Below are 22,435 nucleotides of genomic sequence, written 5' to 3'. Positions count from 1 at the left end.
TACACCGCAGTACATCCCTTTTAGAAAAATAATTAATTTATAATTGCACTAAAACTTTACCGCTATTTTTTCAGAATATAATTTGTCGTTTTCATAATACTCAAAAAACCATTGGTTGTTCTTAGCAATTAAAACACCTTTAATATCTCCTTTGAAAGCGATAAAAGATTCGGCACTAGAGGTTTTAAAAACTTTCATAACAACTTTTGGAGAACTATCAATCAACTGGAAACCGGTTGCCGTAGGCTGAGCATAAAGCAAATCCATTTCTTTTTCATCAGATACTGAGTCGCTGACTACTTTTTGAGCCAACACCACCGGAGCGGCCAAGGGCTTGGTGACTTCTGGCTCCATAGTTGTATTTATAGTACCGTTATATTTATATTGCAACTCATTAACGGATTCAAAAGCTTTGTTAAGCGCTTCGCCATACGCAGTTTCATATTGTTTCTCCTTGCTTTTCCCCACTGCAGATTGGAAAATTATTTTCCCGTAACAATCCTTAAGTGTCACAAATAACTTAGTCATCAAAAAAGCATTTTCTTTAACAACATCCATATACAACAAACTGCAACGGTCACTGTAGTCACTTGGAATGGCTTCTTTGCTGTAAAAAGCTTCAAAACCGGCTTTGTTTAGATTGAATTTAGACATTGTTGTCAGTCGATACTGATTCTCTGTTTTGAGGAAATCGTACTTAACGGGAATAATCACAGCTTTATAATCGTTTACCGATTGAGAATAGGAATAACTAACAACTAATATCAGCAGGAATACTAATGATTTTTTCATCTTTATAAATATTTTTTAAGTTCTAATAAATGGTTAATTTGTATGATGTGCTGTTCTACCTGAACTTTACTTTCATTAAAAAAAATAGCTTGCAGTCCCGCATCCAGTGCTCCTTGAACATCCGCTTCTAAACTATCACCAATCATGATACTTTTTTCTTTTTTGGCTTTGGCCAAATCTAAAGCGTAATCAAAGATAATAGGATTTGGTTTTTTTACCCCAGCCATTTCTGAATTAGTTATGGTCTGAAAATAGCTTCCAATTTTTGAATTGTTCAATTTTTTAAATTGCACTTCCGCAAAACCATTGGTTATAATATGCAAATTGTATTTAGGTTTTAAATACTCCAAAAGTTCCACTGTCCCATCAAAAAGATGATTGTTGTCCGGCAAAAACCGAATATAATCATCCGCAATAGTCTCTATTTCTTCATCTGAAATAGTATAACTCAACGCATCAAACGAGTGTTTCAATCGATTGTACCGCAACTCCTGATGGGTAATCTTATCGTATTGATAAAGTGCCCAACACGCTTGGTTAATTGGAACATATTTTTCAATAAATTCCTTGGTTGCTATCGTTGGATGATTTCTGTTAAAAATAGTCTCAAAAGTGAGCTCTGAATTTTTATCAAAATCCCAAAGGGTATGATCTAAATCAAAAAAAACGTTCTTTATATGTGTTTGTTTCATTTTGTAATTTTAAAATATCCCTTCATCTGCAAAGCTGAAATAACTGGTTTCAGTTATAATAAGATGATCTAATACTTTTATTTCTAAACTATCACCTGCCAATTTCAATTTTCTTGTAATTTGTTTGTCAGCATCACTAGGAATCAAGGTTCCGGAAGGATGATTGTGACACAAGATCAATGCTGTAGCTCCTATTTCGAGCGCCGTTTTGAAAACGATTCGCACATCGACCAATGTTCCGGTGATTCCGCCTTTACTCAATTGGGATTTCGACAGTACCTTATTGGAGTTATTCATATAAATAATCCAAAATTCTTCGTGTGGTAATTCCCCAATAATAGGCTGCATGATTTCGAAAATGATTTTGCTGGAAGTAATTTTCGTCAATTCCACAACCTCTTCGCCTCTTCTGCGTCTTCCTAATTCTAAAGCAGCAATAATAGAAATGGCCTTTGCCTCTCCTATTCCTTTAAATTGCATGAGCTGAGACAGTGATAATTTTCCTAAGGCATTCAAATTAGTATCTACGCTTGCCAAAATCCGTTTACTCAAATCCACCGCTGACTCATTCCTGCTGCCGGAACCTATCAAAATAGCTATCAGTTCCGCATCACTCAAAACACTTTTACCTTTCAGCATTAGTTTTTCACGTGGTTTATCGTCTTCGGACCAATTGGTAATAGGAAAAAAGGAATTTTCAGCCATTCGCTTGTTGTTTAAATTTGTTTGCGCATGCAAATACTATTTTCTAAACCCACATAAGGCTCATAATTATCAACAATAACATATCCCGCTTTTTGATACAAAGCAATGGCTTCCTTTTGCTTGTATAATGTTTCCAAAACAGAAAATGATGATCCAGAATCCTGCGCCCAAAGTTCCAATTCTCGTAAAATAGTTTGAGCCAATCCCATTCCTCGCACCTCAGGAGAAACAAACATACGTTTTATTTCAATTGTATTTTTATCATATTTTTTAAAACAACCGCAAGCAACAGCTTCGTTTTTTAGATATACAACAATAACATTTGGGTTTAATTCCAAAATATTATTACCCCAATAGTCGGTTTTTAATTCGGGATAACGCTCCCATAAACTTTTATCTAAAGCGCTAATAAGAGCCATAAAATCAGGATTTTCGCTTGTAGTCTTAGCAATTCTTATAGAATCTTTCATAGCATTATTTACTTTACCAATTCCTTTACTTCATCAAAATTCAATCCGCCGTAATTACCGGAACTCATCAACAACAAAGCCGAATTTTCAAGGTTTAAATTAAACAAATAATCCGCAAAATCTTTTGGATTGGTATAAATAATTAAATCTTTTTTGTTAAAAGCAGTAGCAATTTGCTCGTGTGTTACTTCCTCCAATTGTTTGATTTTTACGGCATCGGGCGAATAGAAAACTACTGCTGTATCAGCATATTCAAGTGCGCCTTCGTATTCTTTTAAGAATTCCGCATTCAAGCTACTATAAGTGTGAAGTTCTAAACAGGCCACTAAAGTACGATTTGGATATTGTTCTTTTACCGCCCTAGTCGTTGCCGCCACTTTACTTGGGGAATGTGCAAAATCTTTATAGGCCACTTTTGTTTTACTCTCCGCAATTTTTTCTAATCGTTTTGATGCACCTTTGAAACTGGCAATGGCTTCATAAAAATCAGCTTCATCAACACCCATATTCTGGCAAATCCATTTGGCACCAGCCAAATTATTAAGATTATGTGCTCCAAAAACTTCAATTGGCATGTCGCCTTCCGGAGTTTCCAGCAGTGTCACACCCTCATTAACAGTATATTTTGGGGTATGATAGGCTAATTTTCGGATTGGATTTGTAGCCGCTTCTGCAACACGTTTTACTTCAGTATCATCTTCATTATACACGAGAATCCCGCCATTGGTAATTTTGCCAATAAAAATTTCGAACTGCTCCACGTAATTTTCGTAAGTTGGAAAAACATTAATATGATCCCAAGCAATGCCCGAAATTAATGCAATATTAGGTTGGTATAAATGGAACTTTGGTCTTCTGTCTATCGGCGAGGACAAATATTCATCTCCTTCTAAAACGATAAAGTCATTCTCTTCCGTAAGATGCACCATTGTATCAAATCCTTCCAGTTGAGCGCCAACCATGTAATCTACAGCAATGTCATGGTAGTGCATTACATGCAAAATCATCGAAGTTATAGTTGTTTTTCCATGAGAACCACCAATAACCACACGTGTTTTATTTTTAGATTGTTCGTATAAAAACTCCGGATACGAATATATTTTGAGTCCTAATTCCTGGGCTTTCAATAATTCAGGATTATCTGCTTTGGCATGCATGCCAAGAATTACAGCTTCAATAGCTGATGTTATTTTTTCAGGAAACCAGCCTAATGCTGGCGGTAAAATGCCTTTTTTGTCTAATCTAGATTTTGACGGTTCAAAAATAGCATCGTCACTTCCTGTAACTTGATATCCTTTATTGTGTAATGCCAGAGCAAGATTGTGCATGGCACTACCTCCGACAGCTATAAAATGTGTACGCATTAATTGTTTTAATTTAGAGTTTTACAGTTCAAGTGAATTAAAAACTACTTTGAACCTTTTTGTTATTATAGGATTCTAAAAGAGATTTTGCCTTTTCAGTTTCATTCATTTTATCATTATATAAGCTAACCAGCTTTTGGTAACTTATTTTTGAACCACCAGCCAGAATTGCTTTTTTATACTGCTGTTCCGCACCTTTATATCGTTCGAAATATTCCTCAATATGTCCTCTGGACAAATAACCATCAACAGGCGACAACCGCAATAATTCATCGGAATATTTCATAGCCTTAGTTTCACTCCCGCCAACAATTCCCGGTAACTGAATGTATATTTCAATCAAAGCCCAACGCGCCTCTATATGTTTTGGATTCAGATTGATGGCTTTTTCAAAGGAGGCTTTAACTTCCGCAATCATCCCAAGCGCCTTAAATTTACTGCTCTCTTTAGCTCTCATTCCCATCGCACCACCATATTTATAATAATAATTGGCTTCTGATGGTTTTACTGTTTTTAGCTTTTTATAATAGGTAATTGCTTTTTCCCATGAATTATAATAACCGGCAATATCGCCTAAATACTCTATCGTCTTCAAATCTGAAGGATTCGTTTTTAGTATTGATTCAAATATTGTTTGTGCCTGCTCATACTTTTCCTCTTTGAAGAGTTTTTGCGCTTTTTCAAAATTGGATTGTGACCAAATCATAATAGGAAATAATAAAAAAACTAATATAAAATGTTTCATTCTTCAAAAATAAGGAAAATTTAAAGTAATAAAGAGCTTTTTTAATCTTAAAAAAAGTTAACAAATCAATATGTGTAGCGTGTAATAATAATACATACGAAACATTACCATAACACAGAGTAATTAATTTCGTCAAAACAAATTATGAAAAGAAAGAGAAAAATTCCTTTAGTGGTATTAAGCGATGTACACTTAGGAACTTATGGTTGTCAGGCCACCGAATTACTACAATACTTGAAATCGATTCAGCCAAAAATGCTGGTTTTAAATGGAGACATCATTGATATGTGGAGTTTTAGCAAAAGATATTTTCCTGCCTCACACATGAATGTATTGCGACAAATCATAAAAATGTCGAATCAGGGAACTCGAGTTATTTATATTACTGGTAATCATGATGAAGCTTTACGAAAATATTCCGATTTTATTTTAGGGAATTTTGAATTGGCAGATAAATTAATTCTGGACTTAGACGGAAAAAAAACCTGGATTTTTCACGGGGATGTTTTCGATTCTTCTACGAAAGGCTATGCTAAAATTTTAGCTAAACTTGGCGGAAAAGGCTATGATTTATTGATTTTGATAAATAGTTTTATCAATTGGGTTTTAGTGCTTTTGGGAAAAGAAAAAAGAAGCTATTCTAAAATGATTAAGGACAGTGTAAAAAAAGCCGTCTCTTTTGTGTCAAATTTTGAAACTACAGCCGCCGAAATTGCTATTCAAAAAAAATACAGTTATGTAGTTTGCGGACACATTCACAAACCCCAAATGAGGGAAGTACAAAATGAACATGGAAAGGTTATATATTTAAACAGCGGTGATTGGGTCGAAAACCTTACCGCATTGGAATACAAAAAAGAAAAATGGAGTATTTACCAGTATAAAAAAACGGACTATATAGACCATGAGAACAAAGAAGATGCAATTATAAATGACATTGTAACCAAAATTTTATCTTAATAACCCTGAGGAAAAATCATCTTATCCTAATAAATCCATATTTAAAAGAAATCAGTTATAATCCAATCTAAATAACAAACATGAAAATATTTTATGCTATTCAAGCCACTGGCAACGGTCATATCAGTAGAGCCATGCAACTTTATCCTTATTTACAAAAATTTGGCACTGTAGACTTCTTCATGAGTGGAAATAATGCTAGCCTAAAAATTGATTTACCAGTAAAATACAAAAGCGACGGTTGCAGCTTGCACTACAGTAAATGTGGTGGCTTGAACTACTGGAATATTGCAAAAAACATTAGGCCAATACAGATGTTCAAAGATGCAAGCTCTCTACCTTTAAAAAATTATGATGTTGTAATAAATGATTTTGATTCAATTACTTCTCTTGCTTGTAAATTACAGAAAGTACATTCGGTACAATTTGGACATCAAGCTAGTTTTGCGTCAAAATTGACACCAAGACCAGAAAAAAAAAGCCTTATGGGAGAAATAATTCTAAAACATTATGCTCCTTCTCCACAGTATATTGGACTGCATTTTGAGAAATACGATTCTTTCATTCTCCCTCCAATTATTAAAGATGAAATCATACAAGCCGAACCAAAAGACTTAAAACACATAACGGTTTATTTACCGTCTTTCCAAAAAGATTGTTTAGAAAAAGCGTTTAATAAACGCTCCGAAATTAATTTTCACTGGTTTTTGAATGATGTAAAACTAAAACATACCATTGGCAACATCACGTATTATCCTGTAAATCAAAAACAGTTCAATCAAAGCTTAATCAACTGTCATGGTGTCATAACCGGTGGTGGATTTGAAACACCCGCAGAAGCATTGTATCTTAGAAAAAAAATACTCAGCATTCCTATACGAAATCATTATGAGCAGGAGTGTAATGCTGCAGCACTAAAAAAAATGGGGGTTCCAGTAGTTTATGAAGTAGGTGATAATTTTGATTTAATCATAGAAAACTGGCTTAATAAGGATACTCCTACACCTAATATACTAGCTAATACAGTCCCTGACACATTACAGTTCTTATTTGACACCTACAACAGTAACTAATTCTTAAATTATGGCAACAAAAAAGGTGTTCTTTTAGAACACCTTTTTTGTGAAATTTATGAAAATTAGTCGTTCAACATTTTCCACAACTTGTCTTTTAATTCTGTCAAACCTTGTTGAGCCACAGAAGAAATAAACATATACGGAACATCCTTGAAAGCAACGTCTAATTCTACTTTTAGCTCTGCTTTTAACTCATCATCAAGCATATCGCATTTAGAAATCACCAGCAAACGCTCTTTGTCAAGCATTTCGGGATTATATTTTGTCAATTCATTTACCAAAATATCATATTCCGCTTTGATATCCGGAGTATCCACTGGAACTAAGAACAATAAAGTTGAATTCCGTTCAATATGGCGCAAGAAATAATGTCCAAGACCTTTTCCTTCGGCTGCTCCTTCAATAATTCCGGGAATGTCTGCAATTACAAAAGATTGAAAATCTCTGTAGGCTACAATACCAAGATTTGGTTTCAAGGTAGTAAACGGATAATCGGCAATTTTTGGTTTTGCAGAAGTCAAAACTGACAATAATGTTGATTTTCCTGCATTAGGAAAACCTACCAAACCTACATCAGCCAGCACTTTTAATTCTAAAATAACATCCATCTCTGCTCCAGGCAATCCCGGTTGAGAATATCTGGGGGTTTGATTTGTCGAGCTTCTAAAATGCCAGTTACCTAAACCACCTTTCCCACCGCGAGAAAGAATTTGTTTTTCACCCTCATCAGTAATTTCAAATAATATTTCTCCCGTTTCTTTATCCTTTACAACAGTACCCAGCGGCACTTCGATAAATTTATCGTCACCATCTGCACCGGTACTCCTGTCTCCACTTCCATCTCCACCATTACCGGCTTTGATATGTCTGGCAAACTTTAGGTGAAACAATGTCCAAAGTGCTTTATTTCCTACCAAATATACATGGCCACCACGACCACCATCACCACCGTCAGGGCCTCCTTTTTCAATAAATTTTTCTCTGTGCAAGTGCGTAGATCCTTTTCCTCCTTTTCCGGATGAAACATATATTTTAACATAATCTACAAAATTCCCTTCAGTCATTTTTTTTTGTTTAAAAGTTTATAGTTTAAAGATTAAAGATTAGCGGCACACTAACTTTACACATTAAACTTTAAACCAAATTTTAACCCTTTAAGGCTTTCACCATCACTTTATCAATCTTGACGCCATCCATATCGATAACTTCTAACTCAAATTTTTGCCAAATTAATTTCTCTCCTTGTTTGGGTATATGAGATAGTTCCGTCATTATTAATCCACTCACCGTAGTAACTTCATAATCATTGATTAGTTCATCTAACTCAAAGTACGTCAAGAAATCGTGCAACGAATAATGTCCGTCAACCAGCCATGTTCCATCTTCTCTTTCAATTAACTGAAAATCATCTTTATAAAAATCCGAAGCATCACCAACCAGCGCTTCCAGAATATCATTCAGTGTAATAACACCCTGAAAAACACCATATTCATCAGATACAAATGCGTAATGTATTCCGGTTTTTTTAAAATTCTCTAACGCTACATACGCCGTGGTTTGCTCCATCATAAAGGGAGCTTCGGTCATAATATCAGCCAAATTGAAATTTTGGTTCTCAAAATGGGCAAAAATATTTTTTAGGTTAACAACCCCTACAATATCATCATAATTCTCACCGTAAACAGGATAAATAGAATGCAACTCTTTAAGCATAAACTCTCTAACCTGTTCTTTATCTGCATGAAAAGGTAGAAAAACTACTGATTTTCTATGTGTCATCAAAGAATTTATTTTCCGATCACCAATATGAAAAACACGTTCCACAATATCTTGCTCTATTTCCTGAACTTCGCCTCCTTCAGTTCCTTCTTTGATAATCGCTCTAATTTCTTCTTCTGTAACTTTGCCGTCAGCTGTTGGTTTTATTTGTAAAATACTCAACAAAAATTCCGTTGAATGCGTCAACATCCAAATGAATGGAGCCATAATTACCGAAATAATTTTCATGGGTAATGCCACCGTTTTTGCAATGGTTTCCGGATGATTTAAACCAATTCTTTTGGGTAGTAATTCTCCTAAAACCATAGAAAAAAAAGTTAAAACCACTACAACAATCCCAACAGAAACAGAATGGGCATACGGTTTGAGTATCTCAAAATTATTGATGTAAGTTTCGACGTCAAATGTGATTTTATCCCCACTATAAATACCAGTTAGAATCCCTATCAAGGTAATTCCTATTTGTACGGTTGATAAAAATTTGTTTGGAGAATTGGCTAATTCCAATGCAATTTGAGCATTTTTATTCCCTTTTTTTGCAGAAGTTTCTAATCTATTTTTACGTGCCGAAATCAATGCGATTTCTGACATGGAAAAAATTCCATTAAGCAGTATTAGAAAAAATATTATTAGTATTTCCAATTTCTTAGTTGATTCGTTTGTGTATTAAAATGTGATTCCTCCATTTTTTGTTTTGAAATCGGTTGTTTGTAACCTCAATTTTATAGCCCAGATAACAGTGAAAAGCCCAAAGGTAAAAAAACTATTTTTCTTGAGGCTTGCAAAGTACAGCTGGAACTGCTCCTATAAATGATCAATAACGGTACTTACTCTTTGGGTAATTTCTGCAATGGTACCAATTCCATTTACTGCGTGAAATTTTCCTTGTCCCTGATAATAATCCATTAATGGCGCTGTTTTTTCATTGTATTCCTGGTAGCGATTTCTGATCTTTTCTTCGTCTTGATCGTCAATTCTGCCACTTGTTTTTCCTCTTTCTAACAATCGTTGTACCAGGATTTCGTCATCAGCTTCGAGTGCAATTGTTGCGGCAACAGTCGAACTAATTGAAACAAGAAATGCATCTAAATCTTTGGCTTGTGATAGTGTTCTTGGATATCCGTCAAATAAAATTCCGTTTGTGTCTGGATGTTTATTTACCTCATCAATCAACATTTTTGTCGTCAATTCATCCGGTACTAAATCCCCTGCATCCATATAAACTCTTGCTTGTTTGCCTAATTCTGTGTCGTTTTTTAAATTAAAACGAAATACGTCGCCCGTGGAAATATGCGTTAATTTGTACTTGTCTTTCAAAAATTCTGCTTGAGTTCCTTTTCCTGCTCCTGGTTTTCCAAATAAAACAATGTTAGTCATAATGTGTTGGTAATTATTCTTTTAGTTTATATACTTCGGATAAATTTCTTCCTAAACCATCATAATCCAAACCAAAACCTACAATAAATTTATTTGGGATTCGAATCCCAATATAATCTATTTTGATATCTTTTGTGTATGCCTCTGGTTTGAAGAAAAGTGTCGCTATTTTGAAATGCTTTACATTTTGTTTTTTGAATAATTCTTTGAGTTCCACTAAAGTATTTCCGGTATCTACAATATCCTCTAGTATGATAACGCTACGTCCAGTCAAATCCTGATTTAATCCGATTAATTGTTTTACCTCATTTGTGGTAGAAGTTCCTTCATAAGAAGCCATTTTTATAAAAGATACTTCACATGGTTTTTTATACTGTTTCATAAAATCAGAAACGACCATAAAAGCTCCGTTTAATACACCTACAAAAACTGGTATTTCATCAGCGAAATCATCTTCTATTTGCGCCACCATTTTAGCAATGGCAAAATCAATTTCTTTAGCAGAAATAAACGGAACAAATTGTTTGTCGTGAAGTTGTATCATTATTTTCGTTTTTAAAATAATGTGCAAAGATACAGAATTCGGATTTGTGAATTGATAAATGAGAATTAATTTGTAATTTTAAGTAAATTTCACATAAAAGGGCCTCAAAATGTATTGAAAGTAACAAAAGTTATAATAAAAATTCCGAAGAAAATAAAATTGTGTTTTCGGATTCCATCATTATAAAGTATCTTTGCTCAAACATACAATTACACCATGAATTATTTTTCTTCTGATTTCAAATTAGGAATTCTCGGTGGCGGACAACTGGGCAAAATGCTATTGTTTGACACCCGAAAGTTCGACATACAAACCTATGTTTTGGATCCAAGTGATGAAGCACCTTGCAAAATAGCTTGTGACCAATTCTTCAAAGGGGATTTAATGGATTTTGAAACCGTGTATAACTTTGGTAAAAAAGTAAGTGTTTTGACTTTTGAAATCGAATTAGTCAATCTGGAAGCTTTGGTAAAACTGGAAGAAGAAGGATTAAAGGTATTTCCTTCGCCAAAAACGTTGAAACTCATTCAAAACAAAGGAATTCAGAAAGATTTTTACATTCAACATACCATCCCTACAGCAAATTACAAGCGATTTGACAATTTAAAAAGTCTTATTGTTGACATTCTAGATTCGAAAACAAAACTACCGTTTGTGTGGAAATGTACGGAATTTGGTTATGATGGAAATGGCGTAAAAGTGATTCGACACATTTCGGATTTGGATAATTTAGCCAATGTAGAATGCATTGCCGAAGAAATGATTCCGTTCAAAAAAGAATTGGCTGTTATCGTTTGTCGCAATCCTTCCGGTGAAATAAAAACCTATCCTGTAGTAGAAATGGAATTTCATCCAGAAGCCAATCAAGTAGAATATGTGATTTGCCCAGCTCGAATTGATGATACAGTAGCCGAAAAAGCAAGAGCTATCGCATTGAATGTTTCTAAAAAATTCAATCATGTGGGATTATTAGCCGTAGAAATGTTTCAAACCGAAGACGATGAAATCCTTGTGAACGAAGTGGCTCCACGCCCGCACAATTCAGGTCATTACTCGATTGAAGCCAGTTATACCTCGCAATTTGAAAATCATTTGCGTGCCATTCTAGATTTGCCTTTAGGGAATACAGACAGTAAAGTAGCCGGAATCATGGTAAATCTAGTGGGCGAAGAAGGTTTTTCAGGAGATGTAGTCTACGAAAACATCGAAAAAATACTGGGATGGAATGGTGTTACGCCACATATTTACGGAAAAAAACAAACGCGTCCCTTTAGAAAAATGGGACACGTAACCATCGTAAATGAAGACATCAACGAAGCCCGAAGAATTGCTGAGGATGTAAAGAATACGATTAGAGTGATAAGTTAATTAAAAGATTGAAAAAATTAAAGATTGAAAAATTCAAAAAATTAATTAAATTGAATTTCTCAAAAATCTTTAAATGCTTAAATCTTTAAATCTTTAAATAAGAAACAATGAAAGTAGCCGTAATAATGGGAAGCATCTCAGATATGCCGATCATGCAAGAAGCCATAGATATCCTAAAAGCATTTGAAATCGAAATTGAAGTCGATATCGTTTCGGCACACCGAACGCCTGAAAAATTATTTGATTTTAGCATGAACGCACACACCCGTGGTATTTCTGTGGTTATTGCAGGTGCTGGCGGCGCGGCACATTTACCCGGAATGGTCGCTTCAATGTCGCCACTTCCCGTAATTGGCGTTCCTATAAAATCCAGTAATTCAATCGATGGCTGGGACAGCGTTTTATCCATTCTGCAAATGCCAGGTGGCGTTCCCGTAGCAACCGTAGCCTTAAATGGCGCCAAGAACGCAGGTATTCTTGCCGCTCAAATCATAGGAAGTCACAACAAAAGTGTCCTAGAGAAAGTAATTAAGTACAAAACCGGATTGAAAGAAGCCGTCAATATCGCTTCCCAAAGCCTCCAAAAATAAAAAAAAGCTCCATTACGGAGCTTTTTTTATGAATTCAAATAGTGAAATAATTTATTCTGCATCAACAACAATTTCAAGAACTCCTTCAAATTCTGATGCAATAATGTCCTCTCTGCTTAACCAGTATTCAGAAGTTGTAATCGTATAATTCACATTATCCGTGGTCTTAACATCCCATAAAATATCTTCCGCTTCCGAAAAAGGGACGTTTTCAGTCATTGGCAGATCGAACAATCTTTTGATCAAATTACTGCCAGACAAACCGTTGTTTAATAATTTCAGAATATTTTCTTTAGTCAATTCGCTTTCATTTTCACCTTCGACCGGGACCAAACTGCATTCAACAATCGTCGCTTTTGCATTAGGAAAAGTACCGTTGTAAGCTTTGAAAAGCAATTGATTGATATGAAACAATGTTGAATGCAATCCAATTTCGGGATATTCTTCACATACTTTATCTAAAAGCATATCGTTTGAAATTTGCTGAATTTGACCTTCATTCAAATCTTCTGATAATTTGTATTCCAATAGTATTGCAGCGGCATCTTTTGGTTCGAAATCACTTATTGCCATAAACAATAATTCCCTTAAACTGGCAACATCCCCATCAGCAGCATCCGGATAATCAAACTTTCCCAAGAGTTTTATATAATCCTCATTTGTCCAATATTCTTCAACCTCATCAACAGTATTCGCTCTATTTATTGTAATTTGATAATTCATCTTTTCTTTTAGTTTATTATATTTTTTTCGATTCATTTTTTACAAAACCAATCTTATTTTGACAATTTAAGGCTTTATTGTTTCCAAAAGAAATAAATAACATTTAAATAACACTTTTGAATCCGCTATTTTGGCCCAAATCAATTCCTTGGACAAACACATTTTTTTTATTAAATCCGTACCTTTGATTTCTTTAAACATCAAATTATTTTTATTACAAAATACAAATGAGCATCCTAACACACCCTTTCAATACAAAGTACAATACTGCACCTTTTTCGAAAATTAAAAATGAAGATTTCCTTCCTGCTTTTCAAAAAGGAATCGAATTGGCAAAAGCCGAAATCGATGCGATTGTACAAAATCCGATAAAACCCACTTTCGAAAACACGATTGAAGCATTAGCGTTCAGCGGCGATGTTTTGGACCGAATCTCAAGCATCTTTTTCAACTTGAATTCAGCCGAAACCAATGACGAAATTCAAAAAATCGCTCAGGAAGTTTCGCCTCTGCTCTCTGAGTTTGGCAACGATGTGCGTCTTAATCCGGATTTATTCGCACGAGTAAAAACAGTGTATGAGCAACGAGAAAAACTGAATCTCAATCCGGAGCAAACCACGCTTTTAGACAAAAAATACAAAAGCTTTTCCAGAAATGGAGCGAATTTACCGGAAGATAAAAAGAATCAATTGCGAGAAATTGATAAAGAATTATCGAAATTGAGTTTGCAGTTTGGCGAAAATGTTTTGGCCGAAACACAGGCCTATCAACTGCATATTACTAACAAAACAGATTTAGCCGGTTTGCCAGACGGAACTATCGAAGCTGCTCGTTCATTGGCTAAAAGCCAAGAAAAAGAAGGATGGATTTTCACATTGGACTATCCTAGTTATGTTCCGTTTGTGACCTATGCTGACAATCGGGAATTACGCATGGAAATGGCAATCGCTTTCGGTGCCAAAGGTTTTCAAAATAACGAATTTGACAATCAGGAAATTGTACTAAAAATTGCCAAATTGCGTTTTGACAGAGCGCAAGTTTTAGGTTATGCTACGCACGCTCATTTTGTACTTGAAGAAAGAATGGCCGAAAGTCCGGAGAAAGTAAAAACCTTCTCGAATGATTTATTAGAAAAAGCCAAACCGGCAGCTTTGAAAGAATTTGCACAATTGACCGCTTTTGCAAAAGAGCTTCACGGAATCGAGCAACTTCAAAAATGGGATGGTGCGTATTATTCGGAGAAATTGAAGCAACAATTATTCAATTTGGATGATGAAATTTTAAAACCGTATTTTCAATTAGAAAAAGTTTTGAACGGTGCTTTTGCAGTAGCGCAAAAATTATACGAAATTACTTTTGAAGAAGTTTACGAAGTAGATAAATACCATGAAGAAGTAACAACATACGCAGTAAAAGATGAAGACGGTCAATTAGTTGCGGTGTTTTATGCTGATTTCTTTCCAAGAAAAGGCAAACGAAACGGAGCTTGGATGACTTCTTTTAAATCGCAATATGTTAAAAAAGAAATTAACGAAAGACCTCATATTTCTATTGTTTGTAATTTCACGAAACCTACCGAAACAAAACCATCCTTATTAACTTTTAACGAGGTAACAACTTTATTTCATGAATTTGGTCACGCCTTGCACGGAATGTTAGCCAACACGACATATCCAAGTTTGTCCGGTACTTCAGTATATTGGGATTTCGTGGAATTACCAAGTCAGATTCTGGAAAACTGGTGTTACGAACCGGAGGCCTTGGCGTTGTTTGCCTATCATTATGAAACCGGCGAAATGATTCCGATGGAATTAGTCCATAAAATTAAGGAAAGTGCCAGTTTCCAGGAAGGAATGGCAACGATGCGTCAATTGAGTTTTGGGTTATTAGATATGGGCTGGCATGCACAAGATCCTTCTAATATTAAGGATATCAAAGCTTTTGAAACCGAACAATTTGCAGCCACACAATTGTATCCTGAAGTAAAAGAAAATGCGATGAGCACTTCTTTTTCACACATATTTCAAGGCGGGTATTCCTCGGGTTATTACAGTTATAAATGGGCCGAAGTGCTGGATGCTGATGCTTTTGAATATTTCCAAGAAAAAGGTATTTTTAATACAGAAGTGGCCACCAAATTCAAAGAAAACATACTTTCAAAAGGCGGAACAGAACACCCTATGATTTTGTACAAACGCTTCAGAGGACAGGAACCAAAACCGGAAGCTTTGTTACGAAGAGCAGGATTGGTTTAGAAACAAACTTATTGGAAATCCGAAGTAACAGGCTTCGGGTTTTTTCAATAGTATTTCACATACCTACAAAAAATTAAAACCAACAAAAAAATGAGTTTCTTATAAGCCGAGTGGAATAATTTAGCCCTGAATTAATTATATGGTCAATCCGGAAATTCTAGAGAAATATGTCCCAAAAGGAACAGAAATCGATTGATGGAACGGCAAATGTTATGTTAGTTTTATTGGTTTCTTGTTCGAAAACGTGCGCGTTTTAGGAATGAAGATCCCGTTTCTTTCTGGTTTTGAAGAGATCAATCTTCGTTTTTACGTAAAGCGTTTTGAAAATGGTGTATGGAAAAGAGGTGCCGTTTTTATCAGCGAAATTGTCCCTAAACTTGCCATTTCATTTGTCGCTAATACGTTTCACAATGAGCATTACCAGACGTTACCCATGAAACATACGTTGAAAAGTAAATGAAAACTCCAGAGAATTTATTTACCAATGGAAAGTAAAAAACAAATGGAATACGATTCAGGTAACAACCCAAAAAAATCCCATTGCAATTGCACCGGATTCCGAAGCTGAGTTCATTACGGAGCATTATTTTGGGTATACCAAAATCAACGAAAATGCAACTTTTGAATACGAAGTCACGCATCCCCGATGGCAACAATTTGAAGTAACGAAAAACGAGTCAGTAATTGATTTCGAAGGCGTTTACGAAAAAGAATTACTTACGGATTAATTAACTACAACGAAACGGTTACCTGGCGCGGTAAATATTTTGGTTTCTAAAAACCCCTTATTCCTTTTATCCTCGAAAGAAACAAAGTATTAAAAGCTTTGTCTGAAAATAAACAGTAAAAACCAACACACTACGTACACAAAGACCAAACTACTTCAAAAATTCTCGAAAATTATCTTTAATCAACACTAGAAAAATATCCTATTCACCAAATTAATACTATTATTAGTGAACGTACTCACCAATTAAGTGCTTTTTAAAATAATAAAAGTAACAACCACCAAACTATCGGAATGCTTTCAACACAAAAAGAAGTATAATATTTTGATCGTTTTTCATTGGCAAAAATCAAAAATAATGAAATCATCAGTACTAAAATGAAGTTTACAATCAATTGATCTTTATCTAAATTACTTTTAAAAAACTCCAATAAATAAAATGGAATCAAAAGTAACAGTCCCAATATTTTGGTACGGTTTGCTCCTATTTGTTGGGGTACGGTTTTAAGATGCGGATCGTCGTGTGCCATATCAATGATTTCAAAAACAAGCACCAATACAAAAATCAAGATAAAGCGTTGCATGCATTTTAGATAGAAATCTATGGTTATTGGGATGCCCGCATCTAAAATTGGGAGTCCTAGCGTGACACCCACCCAACACAATGCTACGATATAAATTTTGACACCAGCCCAATTTCTTGCATTTTTTTTATTTGGAAAAAAAGGAAGCGTATACAACAAGGTAACACTCAAAAAAACAATAGCGGTAATTTGCGTCACTCGTTCCAGCATAAAGAAATAATAGCCTACAAATAGAAGGGAGCAAAAACTAAACAAAGCAATCCCTTTTAGTTCCTTGCGCATTTTTATCTTTTTGGATCGAGCCAAAGCATCGTATTTCACAAAATTATACCCCACAATAGTTCCAAAAAAAACAAAATTAGCAACTGGTTCACCTACTGGAATGTGGAACATATAGTTCGTCATTCGGACCAAAGCATAACACGATAAACCCACGTGAATACTACTATTTATATAAAAATCGAATATTTGTTTAAAAAACCTCATTAGACAAAATTAATCAAAGTGTTAATAAGAACGGCTTTTAGTTGAAAAATTCACAGAAAATCCGATTAAAAAAGGCAATTAATAGCATATTAATATTTAATTTTACAGCCTTTTAAAACAAGAAACACACAACCTATTTTATATACAATGAAAACAGACGCTTTTGCATTAAGACACATTGGCCCTAGAGAAAATGATTTAGAACACATGTTAAAGACAATTGGGGCAGCAACGCTGGAACAATTGATTCAGGAAACGATTCCAAGTGACATTCGTTTAAAATCTGATTTAGATTTAGAACCTGCAATGACCGAATATGAGTTTGCAAATCACATTCAGAAATTAGGAAATAAAAATAAAGTTTTTCAATCCTACATTGGTTTAGGATACAATGCCGCAATTATTCCTGCAGTGATACAAAGAAATGTATTTGAAAATCCAGGATGGTATACTGCCTATACGCCGTATCAAGCCGAAATTGCGCAAGGCCGTTTAGAAGCCATTTTGAATTTCCAAACGATGGTTATCGAATTAACCGGAATGGAAATTGCGAATGCCTCTTTATTAGATGAAGGAACTGCAGCCGCAGAAGCAATGGCACTGCTTTTTGACGTTCGCTCTCGGGATCAAAAGAAAAACAACACCAATAAATTCTTCGTTTCTGAAGAAATATTACCCCAAACTTTATCCGTTTTACAAACACGTTCCACGCCAATTGGTGTCGAATTAGTACTAGGAAACCATGAAACATTCGATTTTTCTTCGGACTATTTTGGAGCAATCCTTCAATATCCGGGAAAATTTGGGCAAGTACATGATTATACTGCCTTTATCGCTAAAGCAGCTGCAAACGAAATAAAAGTAGCTGTTGCCGCTGATATTTTGAGTTTGGCTAAATTGACACCACCCGGAGAAATAGGCGCTGCTGTTGTTCTTGGAACAACACAACGTTTTGGAATCCCGCTAGGATACGGTGGTCCGCACGCCGCTTATTTTGCAACAAAAGACGAATATAAAAGAAGTATGCCAGGAAGAATCATCGGCGTGACAGTTGATACGGATGGAAACCGCGCCTTGCGTATGGCGTTGCAAACCCGTGAGCAACACATCAAACGGGATAAAGCGACTTCTAACATTTGTACCGCTCAAGTATTATTATCCGTTATGGCCGGAATGTATACCGTGTATCACGGACCAAAAGGATTGCAATATATTGCAAATAAAGTACATGCTTCAGCAGCGACATTGGCTAATGCATTAGAAAAATCTGGTTTCCAGCAAATGAACACTGCTTTCTTTGACACCATTGTCGTCAAGGCTGATGCTAAAAAAGTAAAAACAATTGCAGAAGAAAACGAAATTAATTTCTATTACATTGATGATAATACGATTTCAATTTCCTTAAACGAGACGACAAGCATTGCTGATTTGAATAAAATTATTGCTGTTTTCGCTTCTGCAAATGGGACTCCGCTTACACTGATTGAAACGTTATCAAAAACCAATCATTTTCCTGAAAACGTAAACAGAACATCAACGTTTTTACAACACGATGTTTTCAATAAACATCACTCAGAAACAGCTTTGATGCGTTACATCAAAATGTTAGAAAGAAAAGATTTAGCGTTGAATCACTCGATGATTTCATTAGGGTCTTGTACCATGAAACTGAATGCCGCTTCAGAGATGTTGCCTTTAAGCATGCCACAATGGAATAACATTCACCCGTTTGCACCACTTGATCAAGCGCAAGGATATCAGGAGATGTTGGCTAAATTAGAAAACCAATTAAACGTCATTACTGGTTTTGCAGGAACAACATTACAACCTAATTCAGGTGCTCAAGGCGAATATGCCGGATTAATGGTGATTCGTGCGTACCACCAGTCAAGAGGAGATCACCACAGAAACATTGCTTTAATTCCATCATCCGCGCACGGAACAAATCCTGCATCAGCAGCGATGGCAGGAATGAAAGTAGTGGTAACTAAAACATTGGAAAACGGAAATATTGACGTAGAAGATTTACGCGAAAAAGCAGTTTTACACAAAGACAATCTTGCCTGTTTGATGGTAACCTATCCATCGACTCATGGAGTTTTTGAAAGTGCCATTAGAGAAATCACACAATTGATACACAATAACGGAGGCCAAGTATACATGGATGGTGCGAATATGAATGCGCAAGTTGGATTGACAAATCCTGCAACTATTGGCGCTGATGTATGTCACTTGAACCTACATAAAACATTTGCGATTCCTCACGGCGGCGGCGGACCAGGAGTAGGACCTATATGCGTTGCGCCACAATTAGTGCCGTTTTTACCTACTAATCCTGTAATTCCAACTGGTGGAGAAAACGCGATAACAGCAATTTCTGCCGCACCTTGGGGTTCCGCATTAGTGTGCTTGATCTCTTACGGCTATATCTGTATGCTAGGTGCCGAAGGATTGAAACAATCTACTCAATATGCCATTTTAAACGCCAACTATATTAAAGAGAAACTAAACGGTCATTATGATACGTTGTATTCTGGAGAAATGGGTCGTGCCGCACACGAGATGATTTTAGAATGCCGCCCTTTCAAACAAAAAGGAATTGAAGTTACTGATATTGCAAAACGCTTGATGGATTACGGTTTCCATGCACCTACGGTTTCTTTCCCAGTGGCAGGAACATTAATGATTGAACCTACAGAAAGTGAAAACCTGGAAGAGTTAGATCGTTTTTGTGATGCCATGATTGCAATCCGTAAAGAAATTGAAAACGCAACAGTAGAAGACAAAAACAATGTTTTGAAAAATTCGCCCCACACATTAGCCATGCTAACTACTGATATCTGGAATTTTCCTTACACTCGGGAACAAGCCGCTTTCCCATTAGATTATATTGCCGAGAATAAATTCTGGCCAACCGTACGAAGAGCAGATGATGCCTATGGAGACCGAAACTTAGTTTGTTCCTGCGCACCAATTGAAGCCTATATGGAAAGTTAAACCACCACAAAATGTCTCGAGAAATCGAGACATTTTTTTTGCGCAATAAAATTACCTGACCAGAGAAGCCCCTTGATCAAAAAAAATGAAAAAGATTTTTTTTTAACTTGAAAGAAGTAAGAAATAAAAATCGCATCAAAACATTCCTTTTACAATAAAAAATTCAATATTTTAGCCAATAAATTATTATTTCACAATTATATGCATGCATAGTAAATATTGTGACTGTACTAATTTTTTAATGATTAATTTAGCATAAATTTTGGAAAATTAACGCAATGAAAATAAAAATAGCTGGAATAGGAAGTTATATTCCTGAGAAAAAAATAAGCAATACAGATTTTGGCGAACATGTTTTTTTAAACGAGGATGGAACCGCTTTTGGTTATCCAAACGAAGTAGTCATTAATAAATTTAAGGGCATTACCGGAATTGAACACCGGCGCTATGCAGAGGATCATTTAAACTCCTCCGATCTCGCTTTTTTTGCCGCTCAAAAAGCAATAAAAAATGCTGGAATTGATCCTGAAACAATAGATTACATCATCTTTGCTCATAACTTTGGCGATGTAAAATACGGCACAAGCCAGTCCGATATGCTTCCAAGTTTAGCCACACGTGTCAAACACAAGCTACAAATAAAAAACCCAAAATGTGTTGCATACGACATCCTTTTTGGCTGTCCCGGATGGATCGAAGGCGTACTTCAAGCCAATGCTTACATCAAATCCGGCATGGCAAAACGCTGCTTGGTTATAGGTTCAGAAACGCTTTCCAGAGTAGTCGATGCGCATGACAGGGATTCCATGATCTACTCAGATGGTGCCGGCGCTTCTATCATTGAAGCTTCAGATGATGACGCCGGTTTGTTAGCGTATGAAAGTGCCACCTATGCAAATGACGAAGCCAACTATTTATTCTTTGGAAAATCCTACAATCCTGATTTAGATCCGGACATTCGCTACATAAAAATGTACGGACGTAAAATCTATGAATTTGCATTAAATCATGTCCCTGCAGCCATGAAAAGTTGTTTAGACAAAAGTGGACTAAGTATTGATGATGTCAAAAAAATTCTTATCCATCAGGCTAACGAAAAAATGGACGAAGCAATCATACAGCGTTTTTACAAATTATACGACAGAACAGTTCCTAAAGACATCATGCCCATGAGTATCCATGAACTGGGAAACAGCAGTGTTGCTACCGTTCCAACTCTTTTTGACCTGCTCATCCGAGGCAAAATAGAAAATCAGGAAATACACAAAGGAGATGTTATGATTTTTGCCTCGGTTGGAGCAGGAATGAACATCAACGCCTTTATTTACCGATATTAATTCTTTTTAGGAAATTGTAATCAGGAGCTAATCCGGCTGTCCATTACAATTCCTCACTACAAAACTTGTTTTTCTAAGGTGCAATAAAGCTTCTTTTAGTCGCTTTTTGCACCTTGAAAAACTACATTTTGAAGCTCCGGGATTTTCATTACCATCCGGGCTAAAAAACAATCTTCAAAAACACATTTATTACTATATTTGTGCCTTCGTTCACCAGCGGACAAATCAAAAAAACATGTACGAAAAAACGTTTCCCAATAAAAGATTCAAACATACTTTAGAATTTCTAAAAAAACATGTCTCCTCCTCAGAGACCATCTTAGACTTAGGCGTTGAAAACCCTTTCTCTAAAATCATGAAATCCGAAGGATTTACAGTTACAAACACAGCCGGAGAAGACTTAGACAAAGACCAATCCGTATTTTTAAGAGAACAAAAAGAGGTTGTAACCGCTTTCGAAATTTTTGAACATTTAATAAATCCTTTCACTATTTTAAACGAAATAAAATCGGATAAACTTTTTATTTCTATACCATTGCGACTGTGGTTTTCTCCAGCTTACCGCAGTAAAACAGACCCCTGGGATAGGCATTACCATGAATTTGAAGACTGGCAACTCGATTGGCTATTAGAAAAAACAGGCTGGAAAATAATAGATCGGCAAAAATGGACCAATCCCGTTAAAAAATTTGGAATTCGTCCCTTATTAAGAAAGTTTACCAACCGATATTATATTGTTTACGCTGAAAAAATCAAATAGATTTAAGATTGTAGATTAACGATTTCTGATTTCTGATTTCTGATTAACGACTTGCAACAAATCGTTAATCTGAAATTTAAAATCTAAAATCTAAAAATTTTTAA

Annotated in this window: 22 protein-coding genes; 10 read left to right on the top strand and 12 right to left on the bottom strand. The window is 35.5% G+C overall.

The window, feature by feature from the left end:
• Positions 1–48 precede the first annotated feature (48 nt).
• Genes EKM01_RS02850 through EKM01_RS02825 form a run of 6 tightly spaced genes read right to left on the bottom strand, consistent with a single transcriptional unit; the run spans position 49 to position 4,768 of the window.
• The gene (locus EKM01_RS02850) at positions 49–792 is read right to left on the bottom strand and encodes a hypothetical protein (protein ID WP_126458800.1); all 744 of its coding nucleotides are present in this window, start codon (positions 790–792) and stop codon (positions 49–51) included.
• A 2-nt stretch (positions 793–794) separates the two neighbouring features.
• Positions 795–1,484 (bottom strand): YjjG family noncanonical pyrimidine nucleotidase, encoded by a 690-nt coding sequence (locus tag EKM01_RS02845; protein WP_126766753.1) that lies wholly within the window; start codon positions 1,482–1,484, stop codon positions 795–797.
• A gap of 9 nt (positions 1,485–1,493) precedes the next feature.
• Positions 1,494–2,189 (bottom strand): DNA repair protein RadC, encoded by a 696-nt coding sequence (gene radC / locus EKM01_RS02840; protein ID WP_126451795.1) that lies wholly within the window; start codon positions 2,187–2,189, stop codon positions 1,494–1,496.
• Positions 2,190–2,200: 11 nt separating this feature from the next.
• Positions 2,201–2,659, bottom strand: a complete 459-nt coding sequence (locus tag EKM01_RS02835) for a GNAT family N-acetyltransferase (RefSeq protein ID WP_126458793.1) — start codon at positions 2,657–2,659, stop codon at positions 2,201–2,203.
• Positions 2,660–2,667: 8 nt separating this feature from the next.
• Positions 2,668–4,023: a UDP-N-acetylmuramate--L-alanine ligase gene (gene murC, locus EKM01_RS02830; protein WP_126766751.1), complete on the bottom strand. Its 1,356-nt coding sequence runs from the start codon at positions 4,021–4,023 to the stop codon at positions 2,668–2,670.
• Between the two features lie 37 nt (positions 4,024–4,060).
• A complete protein-coding gene (locus EKM01_RS02825; protein ID WP_126766749.1) occupies positions 4,061–4,768 on the bottom strand; it encodes a lipopolysaccharide assembly protein LapB in 708 nt (235 codons plus the stop codon).
• Positions 4,769–4,912: 144 nt separating this feature from the next.
• On the opposite strand from EKM01_RS02825, the gene EKM01_RS02820 reads away from it, so the two are divergent.
• Positions 4,913–5,728 carry a UDP-2,3-diacylglucosamine diphosphatase gene (locus tag EKM01_RS02820; RefSeq protein ID WP_126766746.1) on the top strand — a complete coding sequence of 272 codons (816 nt, stop codon included), beginning with the start codon at positions 4,913–4,915 and terminating at the stop codon, positions 5,726–5,728.
• An 80-nt stretch (positions 5,729–5,808) separates the two neighbouring features.
• The gene (locus EKM01_RS02815; RefSeq protein ID WP_126458778.1) at positions 5,809–6,801 is read left to right on the top strand and encodes a glycosyltransferase family protein; all 993 of its coding nucleotides are present in this window, start codon (positions 5,809–5,811) and stop codon (positions 6,799–6,801) included.
• 65 nt (positions 6,802–6,866) lie between these two features.
• Here EKM01_RS02815 and obgE read toward each other — a convergent pair whose 3' ends face one another.
• The 4 genes from obgE to hpt all read right to left on the bottom strand — a co-directional run bounded on the left by obgE (position 6,867) and on the right by hpt (position 10,504).
• The gene (gene obgE / locus EKM01_RS02810; RefSeq protein ID WP_126451789.1) at positions 6,867–7,868 is read right to left on the bottom strand and encodes a GTPase ObgE; all 1,002 of its coding nucleotides are present in this window, start codon (positions 7,866–7,868) and stop codon (positions 6,867–6,869) included.
• 82 nt (positions 7,869–7,950) lie between these two features.
• A complete protein-coding gene (locus tag EKM01_RS02805) occupies positions 7,951–9,225 on the bottom strand; it encodes a hemolysin family protein (protein WP_126766743.1) in 1,275 nt (424 codons plus the stop codon).
• A 162-nt stretch (positions 9,226–9,387) separates the two neighbouring features.
• Complete coding sequence (locus EKM01_RS02800; RefSeq protein ID WP_126766741.1) at positions 9,388–9,960, bottom strand: adenylate kinase; 573 nt, start codon at positions 9,958–9,960, stop codon at positions 9,388–9,390.
• A 13-nt stretch (positions 9,961–9,973) separates the two neighbouring features.
• Positions 9,974–10,504, bottom strand: coding sequence for a hypoxanthine phosphoribosyltransferase (hpt, locus tag EKM01_RS02795; protein WP_126458767.1), 531 nt, complete (start codon positions 10,502–10,504; stop codon positions 9,974–9,976).
• A 216-nt stretch (positions 10,505–10,720) separates the two neighbouring features.
• On the opposite strand from hpt, the gene EKM01_RS02790 reads away from it, so the two are divergent.
• Together EKM01_RS02790 and purE are read left to right on the top strand one after the other, a co-directional pair.
• Positions 10,721–11,872 (top strand): 5-(carboxyamino)imidazole ribonucleotide synthase, encoded by a 1,152-nt coding sequence (locus EKM01_RS02790; protein WP_126766739.1) that lies wholly within the window; start codon positions 10,721–10,723, stop codon positions 11,870–11,872.
• A 107-nt stretch (positions 11,873–11,979) separates the two neighbouring features.
• On the top strand, positions 11,980–12,462 hold the full coding sequence (gene purE, locus EKM01_RS02785) for a 5-(carboxyamino)imidazole ribonucleotide mutase (RefSeq protein WP_126458759.1): 483 nt from the start codon (positions 11,980–11,982) through the stop codon (positions 12,460–12,462).
• 51 nt (positions 12,463–12,513) lie between these two features.
• On the opposite strand, the gene EKM01_RS02780 is transcribed toward purE, so the two are convergent.
• On the bottom strand, positions 12,514–13,221 hold the full coding sequence (locus EKM01_RS02780; protein ID WP_233589282.1) for a hypothetical protein: 708 nt from the start codon (positions 13,219–13,221) through the stop codon (positions 12,514–12,516).
• Between the two features lie 191 nt (positions 13,222–13,412).
• Between EKM01_RS02780 and EKM01_RS02775 the strand changes: the two genes are divergently transcribed.
• The 3 genes from EKM01_RS02775 to EKM01_RS14965 all read left to right on the top strand — a co-directional run bounded on the left by EKM01_RS02775 (position 13,413) and on the right by EKM01_RS14965 (position 16,168).
• Positions 13,413–15,440 (top strand): M3 family metallopeptidase, encoded by a 2,028-nt coding sequence (locus tag EKM01_RS02775; RefSeq protein WP_126766737.1) that lies wholly within the window; start codon positions 13,413–13,415, stop codon positions 15,438–15,440.
• A 244-nt stretch (positions 15,441–15,684) separates the two neighbouring features.
• On the top strand, positions 15,685–15,900 hold the full coding sequence (locus tag EKM01_RS14900; protein ID WP_304984758.1) for a DUF2071 domain-containing protein: 216 nt from the start codon (positions 15,685–15,687) through the stop codon (positions 15,898–15,900).
• Between the two features lie 16 nt (positions 15,901–15,916).
• Entirely contained in the window at positions 15,917–16,168 is a 252-nt protein-coding gene (locus EKM01_RS14965; protein ID WP_126767046.1) for a DUF2071 domain-containing protein, read from the top strand.
• A gap of 256 nt (positions 16,169–16,424) precedes the next feature.
• On the opposite strand, the gene EKM01_RS02760 is transcribed toward EKM01_RS14965, so the two are convergent.
• Positions 16,425–17,144, bottom strand: a complete 720-nt coding sequence (locus EKM01_RS02760; RefSeq protein WP_370274143.1) for a hypothetical protein — start codon at positions 17,142–17,144, stop codon at positions 16,425–16,427.
• Positions 17,145–17,384: 240 nt separating this feature from the next.
• Between EKM01_RS02760 and gcvP the strand changes: the two genes are divergently transcribed.
• The 3 genes from gcvP (at position 17,385) to EKM01_RS02745 (ending at position 22,331) form a co-directional block, all read left to right on the top strand.
• Positions 17,385–20,234: an aminomethyl-transferring glycine dehydrogenase gene (gene gcvP / locus EKM01_RS02755; protein ID WP_126766729.1), complete on the top strand. Its 2,850-nt coding sequence runs from the start codon at positions 17,385–17,387 to the stop codon at positions 20,232–20,234.
• A gap of 278 nt (positions 20,235–20,512) precedes the next feature.
• Positions 20,513–21,571, top strand: a complete 1,059-nt coding sequence (locus EKM01_RS02750; protein ID WP_126766725.1) for a 3-oxoacyl-ACP synthase III family protein — start codon at positions 20,513–20,515, stop codon at positions 21,569–21,571.
• A gap of 235 nt (positions 21,572–21,806) precedes the next feature.
• A complete protein-coding gene (locus tag EKM01_RS02745; RefSeq protein WP_126766720.1) occupies positions 21,807–22,331 on the top strand; it encodes a methyltransferase in 525 nt (174 codons plus the stop codon).
• Positions 22,332–22,435 lie beyond the last annotated feature (104 nt).

Source organism: Flavobacterium sp. RSP46 (assembly GCF_003984825.1).
Classification (GTDB): domain Bacteria; phylum Bacteroidota; class Bacteroidia; order Flavobacteriales; family Flavobacteriaceae; genus Flavobacterium.
Note: the sequence above shows the minus strand (reverse complement) of the source record. Positions and strands in the feature narration are given on the sequence as shown.